Source organism: Halorussus vallis (genome assembly GCF_024138165.1).
Lineage (GTDB): Archaea > Halobacteriota > Halobacteria > Halobacteriales > Haladaptataceae > Halorussus > Halorussus vallis.
The window spans coordinates 3044941-3060497 of record NZ_CP100000.1 but is presented as its reverse complement, the minus strand read 5'-3'; the positions used below and the strand labels follow the sequence as shown (position 1 = coordinate 3060497).

20 protein-coding genes are annotated in these 15557 nt (G+C 68.6%); 7 read left to right on the top strand and 13 right to left on the bottom strand.

Annotation, left to right across the window (positions count from 1 at the left end; genetic code table 11):
- Nucleotides 1–25: 25 nt before the first annotated feature.
- From pdxT to hisE, 3 genes are all read left to right on the top strand, one after another.
- Nucleotides 26–652 carry a pyridoxal 5'-phosphate synthase glutaminase subunit PdxT gene (gene pdxT / locus NGM07_RS15495; protein ID WP_253513172.1) on the top strand — a complete coding sequence of 209 codons (627 nt, stop codon included), beginning with the start codon at nt 26–28 and terminating at the stop codon, nt 650–652.
- Nucleotides 653–721: 69 nt separating this feature from the next.
- A complete protein-coding gene (locus tag NGM07_RS15490) occupies nt 722–1174 on the top strand; it encodes a bifunctional nuclease family protein (protein ID WP_253513170.1) in 453 nt (150 codons plus the stop codon).
- The gene (hisE, locus tag NGM07_RS15485) at nt 1171–1509 is read left to right on the top strand and encodes a phosphoribosyl-ATP diphosphatase (RefSeq protein ID WP_253513168.1); all 339 of its coding nucleotides are present in this window, start codon (nt 1171–1173) and stop codon (nt 1507–1509) included. Before NGM07_RS15490 ends, hisE begins: the two co-directional genes overlap by 4 nt.
- 547 nt (nt 1510–2056) lie before the next feature.
- Here the strand turns inward: hisE and NGM07_RS15480 are convergent.
- From NGM07_RS15480 to NGM07_RS15445, 8 genes are all read right to left on the bottom strand, one after another.
- Nucleotides 2057–2371: an ASCH domain-containing protein gene (locus tag NGM07_RS15480; protein WP_253513166.1), complete on the bottom strand. Its 315-nt coding sequence runs from the start codon at nt 2369–2371 to the stop codon at nt 2057–2059.
- Between the two features lie 5 nt (nt 2372–2376).
- Complete coding sequence (locus NGM07_RS15475) at nt 2377–3525, bottom strand: M48 family metalloprotease (protein ID WP_253513164.1); 1149 nt, start codon at nt 3523–3525, stop codon at nt 2377–2379.
- An 86-nt stretch (nt 3526–3611) separates the two neighbouring features.
- On the bottom strand, nt 3612–3977 hold the full coding sequence (locus NGM07_RS15470) for a DUF5518 domain-containing protein (RefSeq protein ID WP_253513163.1): 366 nt from the start codon (nt 3975–3977) through the stop codon (nt 3612–3614).
- 110 nt (nt 3978–4087) lie between these two features.
- Nucleotides 4088–4756, bottom strand: coding sequence for an NADPH-dependent F420 reductase (gene npdG, locus NGM07_RS15465; protein WP_253513161.1), 669 nt, complete (start codon nt 4754–4756; stop codon nt 4088–4090).
- A gap of 454 nt (nt 4757–5210) precedes the next feature.
- Nucleotides 5211–5606: a hypothetical protein gene (locus NGM07_RS15460; RefSeq protein WP_253513160.1), complete on the bottom strand. Its 396-nt coding sequence runs from the start codon at nt 5604–5606 to the stop codon at nt 5211–5213.
- On the bottom strand, nt 5603–5968 hold the full coding sequence (locus tag NGM07_RS15455) for a hypothetical protein (protein ID WP_253513158.1): 366 nt from the start codon (nt 5966–5968) through the stop codon (nt 5603–5605). Before NGM07_RS15455 ends, NGM07_RS15460 begins: the two co-directional genes overlap by 4 nt.
- A gap of 66 nt (nt 5969–6034) precedes the next feature.
- A complete protein-coding gene (locus tag NGM07_RS15450) occupies nt 6035–6391 on the bottom strand; it encodes a DUF7344 domain-containing protein (RefSeq protein ID WP_253513156.1) in 357 nt (118 codons plus the stop codon).
- Between the two features lie 61 nt (nt 6392–6452).
- Nucleotides 6453–7346: a TIGR01548 family HAD-type hydrolase gene (locus NGM07_RS15445; protein WP_253513154.1), complete on the bottom strand. Its 894-nt coding sequence runs from the start codon at nt 7344–7346 to the stop codon at nt 6453–6455.
- 95 nt (nt 7347–7441) lie between these two features.
- Between NGM07_RS15445 and NGM07_RS15440 the strand changes: the two genes are divergently transcribed.
- The gene (locus NGM07_RS15440) at nt 7442–8080 is read left to right on the top strand and encodes a class I SAM-dependent methyltransferase (protein WP_253513152.1); all 639 of its coding nucleotides are present in this window, start codon (nt 7442–7444) and stop codon (nt 8078–8080) included.
- Between the two features lie 20 nt (nt 8081–8100).
- On the opposite strand, the gene NGM07_RS15435 is transcribed toward NGM07_RS15440, so the two are convergent.
- Nucleotides 8101–8889 carry a formate/nitrite transporter family protein gene (locus tag NGM07_RS15435; protein WP_253513150.1) on the bottom strand — a complete coding sequence of 263 codons (789 nt, stop codon included), beginning with the start codon at nt 8887–8889 and terminating at the stop codon, nt 8101–8103.
- 142 nt (nt 8890–9031) lie between these two features.
- On the opposite strand from NGM07_RS15435, the gene NGM07_RS15430 reads away from it, so the two are divergent.
- Both NGM07_RS15430 and NGM07_RS15425 read left to right on the top strand, forming a co-directional pair.
- Nucleotides 9032–9670, top strand: a complete 639-nt coding sequence (locus tag NGM07_RS15430; protein ID WP_253513148.1) for a class I SAM-dependent methyltransferase — start codon at nt 9032–9034, stop codon at nt 9668–9670.
- A 61-nt stretch (nt 9671–9731) separates the two neighbouring features.
- On the top strand, nt 9732–9920 hold the full coding sequence (locus NGM07_RS15425) for a hypothetical protein (RefSeq protein ID WP_253513146.1): 189 nt from the start codon (nt 9732–9734) through the stop codon (nt 9918–9920).
- Between the two features lie 24 nt (nt 9921–9944).
- On the opposite strand, the gene NGM07_RS15420 is transcribed toward NGM07_RS15425, so the two are convergent.
- On the bottom strand, nt 9945–10334 hold the full coding sequence (locus NGM07_RS15420) for a UPF0146 family protein (RefSeq protein ID WP_253513144.1): 390 nt from the start codon (nt 10332–10334) through the stop codon (nt 9945–9947).
- A gap of 39 nt (nt 10335–10373) precedes the next feature.
- Here NGM07_RS15420 and NGM07_RS15415 point away from each other — a divergent pair, with 39 nt between their 5' ends.
- On the top strand, nt 10374–10895 hold the full coding sequence (locus tag NGM07_RS15415) for an archaemetzincin family Zn-dependent metalloprotease (RefSeq protein ID WP_253513142.1): 522 nt from the start codon (nt 10374–10376) through the stop codon (nt 10893–10895).
- 82 nt (nt 10896–10977) lie between these two features.
- Here the strand turns inward: NGM07_RS15415 and NGM07_RS15410 are convergent, their stop codons facing one another.
- From NGM07_RS15410 to NGM07_RS15400, 3 genes are all read right to left on the bottom strand, one after another.
- Nucleotides 10978–12276 (bottom strand): hypothetical protein, encoded by a 1299-nt coding sequence (locus NGM07_RS15410; protein WP_253513140.1) that lies wholly within the window; start codon nt 12274–12276, stop codon nt 10978–10980.
- A gap of 104 nt (nt 12277–12380) precedes the next feature.
- Nucleotides 12381–13511 (bottom strand): PGF-CTERM sorting domain-containing protein, encoded by a 1131-nt coding sequence (locus tag NGM07_RS15405; protein ID WP_253513138.1) that lies wholly within the window; start codon nt 13509–13511, stop codon nt 12381–12383.
- A 230-nt stretch (nt 13512–13741) separates the two neighbouring features.
- A complete protein-coding gene (locus tag NGM07_RS15400) occupies nt 13742–15556 on the bottom strand; it encodes a ribosome biogenesis/translation initiation ATPase RLI (protein WP_253513136.1) in 1815 nt (604 codons plus the stop codon).
- Nucleotide 15557: the final 1 nt, after the last annotated feature.

Sequence of the window (15557 nt, the reverse complement as noted above, 5' to 3'; positions counted from 1 at the left end):
CTCGCCCCGACCACAACTCCCGGCAATGACCCTACAAGCGGGTGTCGTCGCCGTCCAGGGCGACGTGAGCGAACACGCCGACGCGATTCGCCGGGCCGCCGACCGCCACGGCCGGGAGGTCGAGGTCGCCGAGATCCGGACCGCCGGAACCGTCCCCGACTGCGACCTGCTGTCGCTGCCGGGCGGCGAATCGACCGCCATCTCGCGGCTCCTCCGCTCGGAGGGCATCGCCGAGGAGATCGTCGCCCACGTCGAGGCCGGCAAGCCCGTGCTGGCGACCTGCGCGGGCCTCATCGTCGCCGCCGACGATGCGGGCGACGACCGCGTCGAGAACCTCGGGGTGGCGGACGTGACCGTCGAGCGCAACGCCTTCGGCCGCCAGAAGGACAGTTTCGAGGCGCCGCTCGACGTCGAGGGCCTCGACGCGCCGTTCCCGGCGGTGTTCATCCGCGCGCCGCTCATCGCAGACGCCGGCGGGGACGCCGAGGTGCTGGCGTCGTGGGACGGCAACCCGGTCGCGGTCCGGGACGGCCCGGTCGTCGGCACCTCCTTCCACCCCGAACTGACCGCCGACTCGCGAATCCACGGCCTGGCGTTCTTCGAGAACGAGTCGGCCGGCGAACCGGCCGGCGACCTCGCGGCGTCGGAGTAGGTCGGTTTCGCGCGGGCGGACGATTCTCGGTAGGGCAGATTTTTCTTTCTGGCACCCCTCGGTCCGGGCATGGACGCCGAAATCGACGCGGTGCGCGTGGCCATGACCGGCGACGGACCGGTCCCGGTGGTCGTACTCGCATCGGACGACGAGGAGGACGTGCTCCCCATCTTCATCGGCTTCGAGGAGGCGATCAGCATCGCCCGGGGGATGGAAGCCGAGGACATCGGTCGCCCGCTGACCCACGACCTCGCCCTCGACATCATGGAGGAACTCGGCGGGCGAATCACGCGCGTGGTCGTCTCCGCGCTGGAGGACAACACCTACATCGCCGACCTCCACCTCGACACGGCCCGCGGCGACACGGTCGTCGACGCCCGACCGAGCGACTCGCTGGCGATGGCGGCCCGGACGAACGCACCCATCGAGGTCGAAGCCGAGGTGTTCGAGTCCGGCGGCCGCGACCGCGAGGAGTTCGACGAACTCCAGGACATCCGCGAAGTCGCCGAACTGGGACCATGAGCGGGGACCAGGCCGAGGGGGCCGCGGAGTCGAGTGAGGGCGGCGAATCGACCGGCGAGATTCTGGACGAACTGTTCGCGGTCGTCGAGGACCGCAAGGAGACCCTCCCGGAGGATTCGTACACCGCCTCGCTGTTCACCCACGAGAAGGGCGAGAACGCCGTCCTGGAGAAGTTGGGCGAGGAAACCACGGAGCTGATTCTGGCGGCGAAGGACGACGACCGCGAGGAGATCGCCCACGAGGGCGCCGACATCGTCTACCACCTGCTGGTGCTGCTGTCGATGAAGGGGATGGACATGGGGGACCTGCGCGCGGAACTCCGGGAACGTCGGTGAGTCGTCGGTTTTCGCCCGGTTTCTACTTTCGTCTGATGTAGCCGCAGTGCGACGAACTGCAACCGCAGACCGCTACTCGCACGATGACGATGAGTGACCGCACCGCGACCGCAATCCACAGCCCTCCCCAGCCGACTCGGTCGCGCCTGCCGGCGCTCGGTCATCCACCGGAGGACAAACCGCGTCCTCCGAGCCTGCACTCGCTTCGCTCGCGCAGACCTCGCGCGACGTTGGCGTGAGTTGAACTCACGCCAGCGCGCGCCGCGGCGGCTGTGACGGTGCGCGATACCGACCTTCGGCGTGGCGCGCGCGGTCGCACCCCTTGCGGGTGCGACAATCTCGCGCGAGGGACGACTGAGAGAACGCCGTAGGCGTGAACGAAGGAGTCGGCTGGGGAGGCGTGTGGTCGTCGCGGTGCGGTCACTCAGTTGTATCGTGCGAGCAGGACGCCTCGGTCGAAAAATTACTCCGATGGGTACGAGTGGGTGGCTCCCTTCGACTGGTCGCCCTTTTCTGGTATGGCTTCAGGTGTTCCCGCACCGACCGACTACTCGACCTTCTCGAAGCGGTGCAGAACGACCTCGCTCTCGTCGTTCCACTCGAAGTCCTCGTGGGCGCGGTCCAGCATCTCGCGGTACTGGGCCAGGTCGCGCATCCCCTCTGCGCGGGCGTCCTCGTCGGTCAGGTCGCCCAGCGTCCGCTCTTGGACCTCGACGACCTCGAACTCCTCGCCATCCACCTCGAAGCGGTCGCCAGCCTCGGCGTACTGCCGGCCGCGGTGAATCTGGGTCACGTCGCCCGCGCTGGCACCGTCTCGCATGCGCTCGTTCGGCAGGAGCGTCTCGGCGTCTGGGTCTGCCATGCGAATCAGTTCGCGGGCGACCCGGAAAGGGATTCGGCTTCGAGTTCCCGCAGGCGGGCGATGCGGTCGCCCGTCGGCGGGTGGGTCGGGAAGTCGGTCGCGTCGTTGGCCTCCTCGATGGCGGCGGCGGTGGCGTCGGTCGCGGCCGCGTCGAACTGCTCCAGGGCGGTTGGCTCGCGGTGTTCGGCGGCGACGGCGAAGCCGGTGTACTCGCTCGGGTCGAAGTCGTCGTCGGACTCCGGAACCGGCACGACGTAGAAGCCCGCCCGAACCGCCTCGCGCGCCCGGCGGTCGGTCTCGGGGTGTTCGCGGGCCGCGCGGTCGAGCGTCGCGAGCGCCGAGGCGACCGCGGCCGGCGAACCGGTGATGGCGGCCGCACCGCGGTCTGCGGCGTACTCGCGGTGCTGGGAGAGGAGTCGGGACAGCCCGCGACCGACCCACCAGAACCCCCACGCGACGGGCCGCACCGCGACCGCGTAGAACAGCCAGAGGAACGACGAAATAGGATTTCCGTAGAGGAACCGTTTCGCCGGGGATTCCCGTCGCCGGGGAGCCGTCTCGGGGTCGTCCGACGCCGGCCGCTCGAACGTCTCCAGCAGCCACCGGCCGACGATTTCGACCAGCGACGCGGCGGTCACGACCGCCGCGTCGCGATTTCTGACGTGGGCGAGTTCGTGGGCCAGCACCGCGTCGAGCTGTTCGTCGTCGAGCGCGTCGACGAGCCCGGTCGAAACGACGACGGTCGCGTTGCCCGGCAGGACGCCGGTCGTGTACGCCTTCGGCGTCTCGGTTTCGACCGTCCGGAGTTTCGGCGACGGGAGGTCGGCGGTCTGGGCGAGGCGGGCGAGCCGCGTTCGGAGTTCGGCGGGCGCGTCGTCGGACGACCGGAGGTCGGTGTCCTCGCCGGTGAGTTTCTCGCTCACCAGGAGTTCCGAAACCACCGCGGCGACGAACAGTACCGCGAGGAGTCCGGCACCGAGTCGGTCGCCGACGACCACGGGCGCGTCGCCGCCGAGCAGGAACGCCGAGAACGCGACGAACGCGTCGGTCAGCACCCAGTGCATGGCGACGGCGAATGCGCCCAGGAGCGCCGCGAGCGCGAACAACACCGCGGCCATCCGCGCGCGGAGTTCCCAGTCGGTCTCCCACTGCATCGTCCACGAATGGTTACCGATTCGATAAGAATGTTCGGGAGGCGCCGCCCGGCGTGACGTCCGAAGTGCTCGAAGCCCTCGAAGCGCTACTCCTCGGCGATCCAGCCGCCGATCGCGCCGGCGAGTGCGCTCTCGAGGCCGAGGATCAGCGCGAGTACGGCGCCGAAGACGAAGATACCCCCGCCGAGCAGCGGCCCCAGCGGCCCCATTCCGACCGCGCCGATGGCGCTGATCGCGACGCCCACGACGACGGCGAGGACGACACCGCCGATGGAGCCGGCCAGCAGGCCGTGCCAGGCGCCCCGGCCGGCCCCGCCAGCGGCCATGTACCCCGCGATGAAGCCGCCGAGCAGTCCGGCGGTTAACTGGCCGAGGCCGGGAATCACGAGTCCGATGACGCCGGCGACGACCGAGACGACGAACCCCACCATCACGGCGTACCAGTTTGTCATACACCGGTATACGGCGGCGACGGAGTTAAAGCGTCTGGGGGACGAGGAGTCCGGTCCGTCCTCGCGCCGTCTCCTCGCTATTCGCTCTCCGACTTCGCTCTGCCGTCGCCTCACTCGAACTTCACGCCCACGTCGTGCATCCCCTCGTTCGCCATCGCGATGTTGATGAGTAGCGGCGTGAGGCTCTCGACCTCGGCGGCGTTGGCCGCGCCGCCGGCCGGGAGCGCCCGGAGGCCCTCTATCTCCTCGGCGATCGCGACCACGTGGCCGACCGCGTCCTCGTCGTCGCCCACCACGAGGGTGTCCAGGTCGAGTTCCACGTCGAGGTTCGCGAGTCGGTCGGCCGCGAGGTTGTGGAACGCCCCGACGACCGGCACACCGTCGGGCGCGGTGTCCGCGACCAGTTCGGTGACGCTCCCGACCTTCGGCGGCTTGTAGTGGAACCCCTCGTCGTCACGCTTCATCCCGACCGCGGGGGTCACCAGCGCGTCGCAATCCCCGATTCGGTCGGCGACTGCCTCGACGGTGTCCCGGACGTGGTAGGCCGGCACCGCCAGCACCACGATATCGGCCCGGTCGGCCGCCATCTCGTTGGCGAACCCCTTGACCGTCGTCTCGACGCCGACGCTGTCCAGTTCGGTCTCGTACTCCTCGGCCTTCCCGCGGGCCTTCTCGGGGTCGCGCGACCCGACGAGAATCTCGTGGTCGGTGTCGCGTGCCCACCGCAGCGCCAGCCCCTGGCCGATGTCGCCCGTCCCGCCGAGCAGTGCGATTCGCATACTCCACCTGCGGCCGGGGCCGGATTAAACGTTCCTCACTCCGGCAACGCCTTCGGGTGTTCGAAATCGGCTTCGCAGCCAGCATTTAGAGACGAGGTAGGGTTCCTGTGACCGCCTCGAAAGTCGCTACTCGTTCATCACGAGCAACCGCAATCGAGACAGCAACCGCTTCGAAAGCCCCCGCCCGCTCTCCAACGACGACCGCAACGACAGCTAACAGGACCACTTCGAAAGCCCCCGCCCGCTCGCGGTCGCTGTGAGACATATTCGACTCGCGGCTTCGCCGCTCGCCGAATAGGGGTCCCACAGGCGACCATGTAAACGCGAGCGGGCGGCCCCTTTCAGTCCCACCCACGGCGGTTGGTTCACAGAGCGCTTCCGGAAACCTGTGTCACCCTGCGCCTCCGGTGGTCGGTGTCGTCTGGCGCTTCCGGACTCGAAAACCGACGTTCGCTCACACGACGCGGCGACGAATCGCCTCGTACCCGCCGCCGTAGCCGACCCAGTTGCCGACCAGCAGTGCGGCCACGACCGCGGCGGTCCGCCCCGCGGCCGCCGCGGTCGTCCCCGGTGCGGTCGCCGACTCGACCAGCGAGATGGTGGCCGTCGCCGCGGCGACGGCCACCATCACGAACAGCGTGAATCGGCCCGCGACCGGGCCGTCGTCTGCTCGCTGGTGGCGGGCGACGAACCAGTAGGCGACCGGGAGCGCGACGACCAGCGACGCCGCGGCGGCGGGCCAGAATCGCGTCGGATTCGGCGCGAGGACGGACCCGAGCATGACCGCGAGGAAGCCTCCGAGGGCGAGGGTCCATCCGACGCGTTCGACCGCGCGCCAGTTGGTGCTCACGCTCCTGCCCCATCGCGGAGTCGGCCGAGGCCGCCGAGATACGCCAGCCAACCGCCGAGCGCGAGGCCCGCGAGCGCGAACGCGGCGCGGGCGAACGCGAGCGCGGCCCCGTCCGGGACGGGAACGAGTCGGTTCCCTCTCGCCAGCGCACCTATTAGACAGACGACGAAGATAGCGTGCTGGCCGACCGTCGCCCGCGAGAGTTCGGGTTCGAACCGGTAGGCGAACGGGAGCGCGACGACGACCAATGGGGCGGAGTAGAACAACTGGGTGAAGGCGTCGGGCGGCGAAAGATGCGTGCCGAGGAGGAACCCGACGAACAGCGCCGCGATGACCGCGGAGGGGAGTCTGGACCAATCCATGTCGATGGACTCACACTACTGGGCTAAAAACCGAACGGTCGCGTCGGGGGAGACGAGTCCGGCCGTTCAGTTCGACGCGACCGACGGGACGCGGTCGACCGCGTCGAGGAGGCGCGCGGCGTCGGCGACGTTCGCACCCGAGGAAACCGTCTCGCCGTCGGGACCGCGGTCGACAACGTCGGACTCCGCGAGCTTCGGGACGTGCTGGTGGTGGAGCGACGCCTGGACGCGCTCGACCTCACTTGGTGACGCCGAGTCGACGATCCCGTCGGACTCGCGCTTGGCGATGTCGGCCGCCAGTTGGGGCAACCCGGTCGGTCCGTCGGCACCTCGAACGTGTTCGAGGACCCGACGGCGACGCTCGTTGGCGAGCAATTCGAAGAGATCGTCGAGAGCGAGTTCGGACCGAGCGGTGTGAACCATTCTCTATCGGGCGTAAGAGTTAAGGACGGAACGGCGGTTCGCTTGTCGAGACAGGCCATTTTTAGGCGCCGTCGAGGAGGTCCGGGAGGTCGTTGACGGAGTCGACGACCGCGGCGGCGCCCGCCTCCTCGTACTTCCGGCGGCCTTCCTCGCCGGTCAACCCGCCCGTCAGCACGCCAACGCCGTAGTAGTCGCGGTCGGGGTCCTCGGCGGCAGCGTTCGTGGCGGTGCGCACGTCGTCGAGCGTGTCGCCGACGAACACCACCGAGTCGGCGTCGAACCGCTCGGCGAGTGTCGTCAGTGCGTGGGGATGGGGCTTGCCCTCCTCCCAGTCGTCCATCGTGAACCGCCGGTCTTCGGGCACGTCGAGGTCGGCCCGGCGTTGGGCGATGTCGGCCTCCGCAGCGGGGCGGCCGGTGACCACGCCGAGGGGGTAGTCGGCCAGTGCGTCGAGGGTCGCGGGGTCGAGGAGCACCGGTTCGTCGTGGACGAACCCCGGCGCGTCGATGTCGGCCTCCTCGCCCTCTAGTTCGGCGTAGAGGTCGGCCCCGAGGTACAACTGCTGGAACACCGCCCGGTGGCGTTCGGGGTCCCACTCCTCTCGGATTCGGTCGTTCGCCTCGGCGGAGACGGCGTCCTCGACGACCGCCTCGGCGGCGTCGAGACCGTCGGCGCTCTCAGCGCCGGTCTGCCGGCGGCGCTCGGCGATTCGGTCGGCGAACTCCGCGACGTCGGCGTCGAATCCCTCGCGTTTCGCGAGGACGAACAGCGCGACGGCGTCGGTCAACTCCCAGTCGTTGTTGAAGCCGCCGGCGTCCTTGAACCGCTGTATCGCCGGCTTCTCGATGGTGTCGCCGTGGACCCGCTCGACGGTTTCGACGATGGCCCGCCGGTAGGAGTCGGCTACGTCGACGACCACGCCGTCGATGTCCAACACGACCGCGTCTGCGTGCATGCGCGGGAGTAGTCAATCGGGGAGTAAGGGTCTTCCGTCATCGGAGACGAAACGGAACCGAAACCCCGGTAACCCCCGGCACCGTTGGCCCCGACATGGACCGCGCCGAGTTGCAGGAACGCTACAGCGCCGAGGAGTACTACTGGGGCACCGAACCGAACGACCTCGCGGCGACGGCGGTCGAGTACGTCGAAGCGACCCGCGAAGCGTCCACGGCGACCGGCGCGTCCGACGCGCCGGTCGCCGTGGACGTGGGTGCGGGCGAAGGCCGGGACGCCGTCTACTTGGCCGAAGAGGGGTTCCGGACCTACGCCGTCGACCCGGTTCCCGCGGGCCTGGAGAAGGCCGAACGCCTGGCCGACGAGCGCGGGGTCGAAGTCGAGACGCGCCGCGGCGACGTCAACGACCTCGAACTCCCCGAGCGCGTCGACCTGTTCTACTCCATCGGGACGCTCCAGTACCTCCGCCCCGAGAACCGCGAGGCGCAGTTCCGCCGGTTCCGCGAGGCGACCCGCGAAGACCGCGTGCACGCCGTCTTCGCGTTCGTCGACCACCCCGAGGTGGCGACCGCGCCCGACTGGGGAGACAACGAACACTTCTACGCACAGGGCGAACTGCGGGGCTACTACGATGACTGGGATATTCTGGAGGAAGACGCCTTCGTGTTCGACGACGACTCCAACGGCGAACCCCACCGCCACGCCGCGGAGGTCGTCGTCGCGCGGAAGCCCTGACGGTCGAACTCGTTCCCCGGCTATTCGCCGGACTGGCGGGCGCCCTTCACCTGCGCGACGTGGCTGAGCGTGACCAGACCGAGTCCGCCGACGAGGTTGCCCGCCGTGACGACGGCGGTCGTGACGGCCAGCGCGCCGAGGCCGATGTTGGCGCCGAGGAAGAGGCCGAAGAGGACGTGGAGTATCGTGACGATGACGTGGTCGAAGGGGCCGAGCGTCAGCAGGACGCCGACGACGTACGAGACGGTGATTCGGCTTCCGACGCTGTCGACGGCCTCCAGCATGAACGAGAGCAGGGAGACGAGCGCGCCGCCGGTGATTCCCTTCACGAACTCGGGGAGCGCCCGCCGGTGGACGATCTCCTCGGCGGTCCGGGTCAGCACGTGGACCGCGCCGGGGGTGAGCGCGCCCTCCACGGACAGCAGGTAGACGAAGAGGCCACCGCCGACGAGGTTGAGCGCGAACGTGACGACCCACAGGCGAATCAGCGAACCGACCATCCAGGTGTCGTCGGCGTCGACCGCCTTCGCCGTCGGGTCGAAGAAGTTCTCGTTGAACAGTTCCGTCCGACCGACGACGAGGAACACGAGCGCGACGCCGAACGCGAGCGCGCCGGCGACCTTGGCGATTTCGCCGAACCGCGGTTCGAACGCGCCCTCGACGATGCCGAGGGCGATCATCCCGAACACGACGGTGAACCCCGCGATGAAACTGGTCGAGACGAGTTCGAGCATCGACTGGTCGAGGCGGCGCTCGCCTTCCTCGACCGCACGCTGAAAGATCTCTGACGGGTCTGGAGCGACGGACACGTTGGATAGTCACTCTCGTCGCTGTTAAGCGTCGTGGCGGGTGCTGAGGCCCCGCAGGGCCTCGTCGCGGCAAGACGGACCGAAGCTGTCGGGAACCGACGACGTCCGGGGGGTTTTACGGCCGGGCGACGTATCGACTCGAGTGAATTCCAACGAGGTCCGTCGACGGTGGGCAGAGCGGTCGGGCGAGTACTCGCCCGACTACTACGCCTACTACGGGCCGGACGAGACGAGCGAGTCGGTCGGCGCGCGAATCGACGACGCGGTGGAGCGGGACGCCGCGGTCCTCGAACTGGGGTGCAGTTCGGGACGCCACCTGGCGCACCTCCGAGAGCGCGGCTACGACGACCTCCACGGCATCGAGATCAACGACGAGGCGTTCGAGGTGATGGCCGAGGAGTACCCCGACCTCGCCGAGACGGGCACGTTCTACGCCGCCGCCATCGAGGACGTGGTCGGCGAGTTCGCCGACGACCGGTTCGACGCGGTGTTCTCGGTCGAGACGCTCCAGCACCTCCACCCCGACGATGCGTGGGTGTTCGACGAACTGGCTCGCATCACCGAGAGCCTACTCGTGACGGTCGAGAACGAGGGCGAAAGCGGAGAAGGCGAAGCGGCTTCGGCCGACGGGGACGACCCCGCGGTGAACTACGTCAACGACGAGTTCCCGCTGTACTACCGCGACTGGAACCGGGTGTTCACCGAGCGAGGTTTCGCGGAGGTGCACGCCGAGGCGGGCGACCGCGACACGCTCCGGGCGTTTCGGCCCGAACGGGACTGATTCCACTGACGCTCGCCTGCTAGCACTTATCCCCGCAGGACCCCTCTCGGTAACCGAACCCATGGGACTGTTCAGCGACCTTGGCCGGAACGTCGAGAAGTTCAAGCAGGCCGCCGAGAAGGCGGCGGCCGAGTCGGCGACGAGCGAAGACTCCGACTACGAGTGTCGGAACTGCGGCGAGCGGTACCGGACCGACCGCGAGGAGTGCCTCGAGTGCGGGGGCACCGAGATGGTTCCGCACGAGGAGTGAGCGCGCGGACGAGCCGAATCCGACCTACTCCCGAACCCGGTAGAGGGTTTCGCCGGGGAGCGTCTCGCGTTCGACCGGAATCACCGGCTGGTCGCCGCCCAGCGTCGTGAACAGCAGGGCCGCGTCCGCCCGGCGCGCGCAGTCGCGCGCCGGGCGGTGGAGTTCGGGGGGCAGGTTGAGCGCGTAGACGGCGTCGGCGTCGGCGTACACCTCGGGGTCGGGGTCGGTCACGTCGTCCGCGACGAACGCGACGCCCGCGGGGACTTCCCGGGGGTGGACGTCGGTCGCAGTCACCGACTGCCCGGCGTCCGCAAGCGCGGCCGCCACGTCGGTCCGGTTACCGATTCCCACCTCGACGAGGGTTTCGAACGCCGAGAGGCGGTCGGCGAGGGCGTCGCGGGTTGGCGGTCTCACGGCGGGAAGTTTATGGGTGGGTCACTCATAGTGTTTCCCATGCTCGTCGACGTTGTCCCCGTGGGGGACGTTACGGCGCAGGTCAAGCGCCAGGCCTCGGCCGCACTCCGTGCGGTCTACGACTGCGATGTTTCTATCCACGAGTCCCAGCCGGTCCCCGCGGGGGCGCACGACGAAAAGCGCGACCAGTACCGGGCCGAAGAGTTCATCGAACTCGCCAGTCGGCTCGGCTCCGGCGAGAAGAACATCGCCATCACTCCCAAGGACCTGTTCTACCGCCGCCGAAACTACGTGTTCGGCCTCGCCTACCTCGACGGCAACGGCAGCGTCATCTCGACCTACCGGCTCCAGACCTCCAGCGACGGCGGCTTCTCGAACCGGAGTGCAAGCGACATCTTCTCCGACCGCGTCCGCAAGGAGGTCGTCCACGAGATCGGCCACACGATGGGGCTGGAACACTGCGACAACAAGCGGTGCGTGATGAACTTCTCGCCGACCGTCCGAGAAGTCGACGTGAAAGAAGAGAACCTCTGCGGGTCCTGCCAGCGCACGGTGCTGTAGTCGGTCACCTTCTCTCGAACGCGGATTCCGAACTCGACGCTTGACGCTTCGACGCCAGCGGCGCGTCGACCCGGGCGACGGACTACCGCCGCCATAGCACGCCTTCTATCGCGGCACCGAACAGCGAGAGGAGGCCGAACGTGAGCGGGAACAGTTGTTCGCCGAAACCGACGGGGAGGACGTACTTCGCCATCGAGACGGCGTACTCGGCGTAGCCTTCGACTACCGACCCCTCCTCGACGCCGTCGGAGAGGTTCGCTTCGGGCGCGGTCGGTCGGTCGCTGCTGCCCTCCGCGCGGGCGTCGGCGCTCCACTCGGCCGGGAGTCGGTCGGCCTCGTAGGGGAGGCCGCCAGTTTCGACCGCCCAGACGACCTCGCCGCGCTCGTTCACCTCGACCACGCGGTCGTTGTACGAGTCGGCGACGAGCGTGTGGCCGTTGGGCAGGCGGTCCGCGTCTCTGGGCCAGTCGAGAGTGGCGCTGCCGCCGAACTCCCAGACGATGTCGCCCGAGCGGTTCAGTTCGACCACGCGGTCGTTCTCGCTGTCGGCCACGAGGAGGTGGCCGTCGGCGAGTCGGTCGGGGTTGTGCTGTTCGTGGAGGACGTCGCCGCGCTCGGCGTAACTGTTCGGGCCGACCACCGGACGAACCGAGACGAACCCGTTCCGGACCCGGAGTTCGGCCACGGTGTCGAAGTTCCGGAGGCTGATCTGGAAGACCCCCGGCCGGATTCGGTCCACGTCGTTGACGTGGGTCCAGTCGCCCTCCGGACCCAGTTTCGCCGGACGCTCGTAGGCGTCCGTGGCGTTCCACTCCCAGACGACCTCCTTCTGGCGGTTCACCGCGAACACGCGGTCGTTTCCCATGTCGACCATCACCCAGCGGTCTTCGCCGTTTACCGTGTAGTGGTCGGCGTCGTGGAGTTCGTGTTCGTGGAGTTTCACGTCGTACCACGCGTACTCCCAGACGGTTTCCTTGCTGGACTTGTCGACGATTCGCAGGCTGTTTCGCACGCAGTTCTCGAACCCATCGTTCCGGAAGCGGGCGGGACACTTCCGGTCGGGAATCTCGTTGGCGGTCGACAACTGGATGCGGTCGGGGGCGAGCGCCTCGGCGTCGAAGACGTCGTCGGGTTTCGCGTACTCCCAGGCGATCTCACCGTCGGGGGTGACCTCGACGGCCCGTCCCTCGTGGTGGTAGCCCTGGAGGGCGACGAGCGTGTTCGACTCTGGGGCGTCGGTCGAGACGGTCACGCGGGGATGGGAGGGCGCGGCGAGCACGCCGACCGACGCCACCGCGAGCGAGAGCAGCGCCAGGCAGGCGAACGCCTTCGCCCGGCGCTCGTGGCCGGTGCCGAACCAGGAGGGGAGGTCCGATGTCACTGGTGGCGGGTAAGACCGCTCGGAAGAAAGTGGTTCGGTTCCGGACCGGCGACCCTCGGCCATCCGGACTCCACGCGCTCGGGGGCGAATCCCCGAGCGCGACCTCATCGCCGTGTCGCCAACAGCGCCGCCGCGACGAGTGCAACTGCGGTCGCGCCGACGCCGAACCCGGGGACGAAACTGGTGGTTCCGTCGGCGTCCGCGGACGTCTCGCTCGGGGTCGTCTCGTCCGACGCGTTCGCCGTCGTCTCGGTCGCGGCGGTCGTCGCGCCCGCCCCGGAGTCGGTCGACGCGGTCGGGGTCGGAGTCGCCGTCGCCGTCTCGGTCGTCGTCACTGGCCCGGCCGCCGAGAGTCGCACGGTCTTCGTGACGTTCCGACCCGCCACGACGAACGGTTCGTCCGTCGCGGCGTCGAACGCGCCGTCGCCGTTCGCGTCGTCGTAGAAGGTAATCGTGGCGTTCTGGGCGGCGTCGGTTCGCGAGAGCGAGACACGGTGCCACTCGCTCTCGTAGGGCGGTTCACCCTCGATGGGGTCCGAGACGCCCAGGACGGCGCCCGTCTCGTTTCGCACCACGAGGAAGCCGGTTTCGTCGGCCGGCAGGTAGTGCTGGACCGAGACGGTTCCGGGCGTGTTACCGGTCACGACCATCGCGATTCGGGGGACGTGGTCCCGAATCGCCAGTTCGGCGGTCGCGGTCGCGCCCGACTTGTCGGGTGCGACCGCGACGGTGACCGCGTGGTCGCCGGCTTTCGGCGGGTTCCGGACGCCTTCGACCGCGACGACCAGTTCGTCGCCGGCCGAGAGGTCGTACTTCCCGCTCGCCTCGACGGTCAGCGTCGACCCGCTCGCGTCGACGTTCGTCACCGAGTCGGTGAACTCGGCGTCGGTGCCAAACCCGTCGCCGTCGCCGTGCCGGTCGACGCCGACGCGAACGTCGGCGGCCGAGACGCCGCCGAGGCCGACGTTCGCCTCGTAGGCGAGTTCGACGCCCGTGAACGAGACGTTCGTCGAGACGGGGACGGCGAACCGGTGGGTCGCCGTGGCGTTCGGACTGCTCGGACTCGCGACGGCCTCCGCATCGTTCGGCGCACGCAGGGCGAGGGCTGAGACGCTCGCGCTCGCGGGCGCCGCGGCGCCCGCGAGCGCGCCGGCGCCGACGAACGGGACGACCGCCGACGCGACCAGCACCGCGACGAGCAACAGCGCGTGGAGTCGGACGAGTGTTCGTTTCATCTACCCCGGAGTAGCCGCCGAAATTCCATTACTATGAACGGTCTAAGCGCTCGGCGGGGTCCGGAGGAACGTCGGTTTCGAGGCCTAGAGAGGCCCTAAATCGTCCCGTCGGCCGTGGGTATTCGAAGCGCGACGCAGAAAAGTGACCGGAAGGGTGGCGCAGAAGACGGTGGGTGCGCGCCCGGAGGAGATTGTGAGAGTCCTCACCGAGTTACGGCCGACGGGACGGCTCAGGGCGCGTAGTAGTACTCGCCTTCCTTCTTCTGCTGGCGGTCGAGTTGACTGCCGGGCTTGTTGATGCGGGGCCGGCCGACGTTCTCGTCGCGCCGGAAGGTGATGTCGAGGTTCGACAGGAAGTCGTTCATCCCCTCGCGCATCCCCTTCGGCTTGGTCGCGTGACCGCTGACCGCGGGTTCGCCGTCGAAGACCATCAGGCGGTCGGCCAGCAGGTCGATCATGTAGATGTCGTGGTCGATGACCAGCACGGTGGCGTCGCGCTGTTCGGCGAACCGGCGGATGGCGCGGGTCGCCCGGACCCGCTGTTCGACGTCGAGGTACGCCGAGGGTTCGTCGAGCAGGTAGAGGTCGGCGGTCTTCGACAGGCAGGCCGCGATGGCGACCCGCTGGCGCTCGCCGCCCGAGAGGTCGGTGAGGTTCTGCTCCATGATGCGTTCGAGTTGGAGCGGTTGGGCGATCTCGGTGTCCCAGTACGACGAGCCGACCTTGTCGGTGATGGACTGGAGGAACACGTCGGTCCGCATCGGCTGGTCGATCTCGATGTACTGGGGCTTGTAAGCGATGTCGAGGCGGAAGTCGAGTTCCCCCTCGTCGGGTTCGAGTCGGCCGGCGAGCAGTTTCGCGAATGTCGACTTCCCGATGCCGTTCGGGCCGACGATGCCCAGCACCTCGTTCTCGCGGATCTGGCCGCCCTCGACTTCGAGGCTGAACTCGCCCTCGCCGTAGGACTTGGCGATGTCGGGGTACTCGACCAGGGTGTCGGCACGGGTGACCTCCCGCGGGGCGTGCTCCTCGAATTCGATGGCCTGGGGCCGGATGCGCATGTTCTCGTTGTTCAGGTAACCTTCGAGGTACTCGTTGATGCCGTTGCGCACCGACTTCGGCGACGTGATGACGCCGTACGCGCCGGGTTCACCGTACGCGACGTGGAGGTTGTCGGCGACGAGGTCGAGGATGGCCAGGTCGTGTTCGACCACCAGCATCGACTTGCCGTGCTCCTCGGCCATCTCCTGGATGAGGCGGGCGGCCGCGACCCGCTGGCTGATGTCGAGGTACGGCGTGATCTCGTCGACGAAGTAGAACTCGGCGTCGCGGGCGAGACACGCCACCAGCGCCACGCGCTGGAGTTCGCCGCCCGAGAGGCTGTCGATGTCCTGGTCCATCACGTGCTCGATTTCGAGGCGTTCGAGCAGGTCGTCGAGCACGCCCCGCTCGTCTGTGTTCTCCAGCAGTTGGGCGGTCGACCCGCCGAACTGGTCGGGAATCTTGTCGACGTACTGGGGCTTGCGGGCGACGCTCACGTCGCCGTCCTTCACCGCCGCGAGGTAGTCCTGGAGTTCAGTTCCGCGGTAAGTGTCGAGCACCTCCTCCCATCCCGGCGGGTCCTCGTAGCGGCCGAGGTTCGGCGCGAGTTCGCCGGCCAGCACCTTGACCGCGGTGGTCTTCCCGATGCCGTTCGGTCCGAGGATGCCGGTGACCTGGCCCTCCAGCGGGACCGGCAGGCCGTACAGCGAGAAGGCGTTCTCGCCGTAGCGGTGGGCCGGTTCGTCCTGGAGTTCCTGGGGGAGGTTGATGATCTCGATGGCGTCGAACGGACACTTCTCGACGCAGATGCCGCAGGTTTCGCCCAGGCAGATCTCCTCGCTGATCTGTATCTGGTCGGGTTTGCCGTCGTCGGCGTCCTCGCCCCGGAGCGTGATGCACTCCTTGCCCGTCCGGTTGGGCGGGCAGTAGTTCTTGCACTCGTAGCTGCAGCGCTCGGGCTGGCACCGCTCGAGGTCCACGACGGCGATACTGTCTTCTGCCATG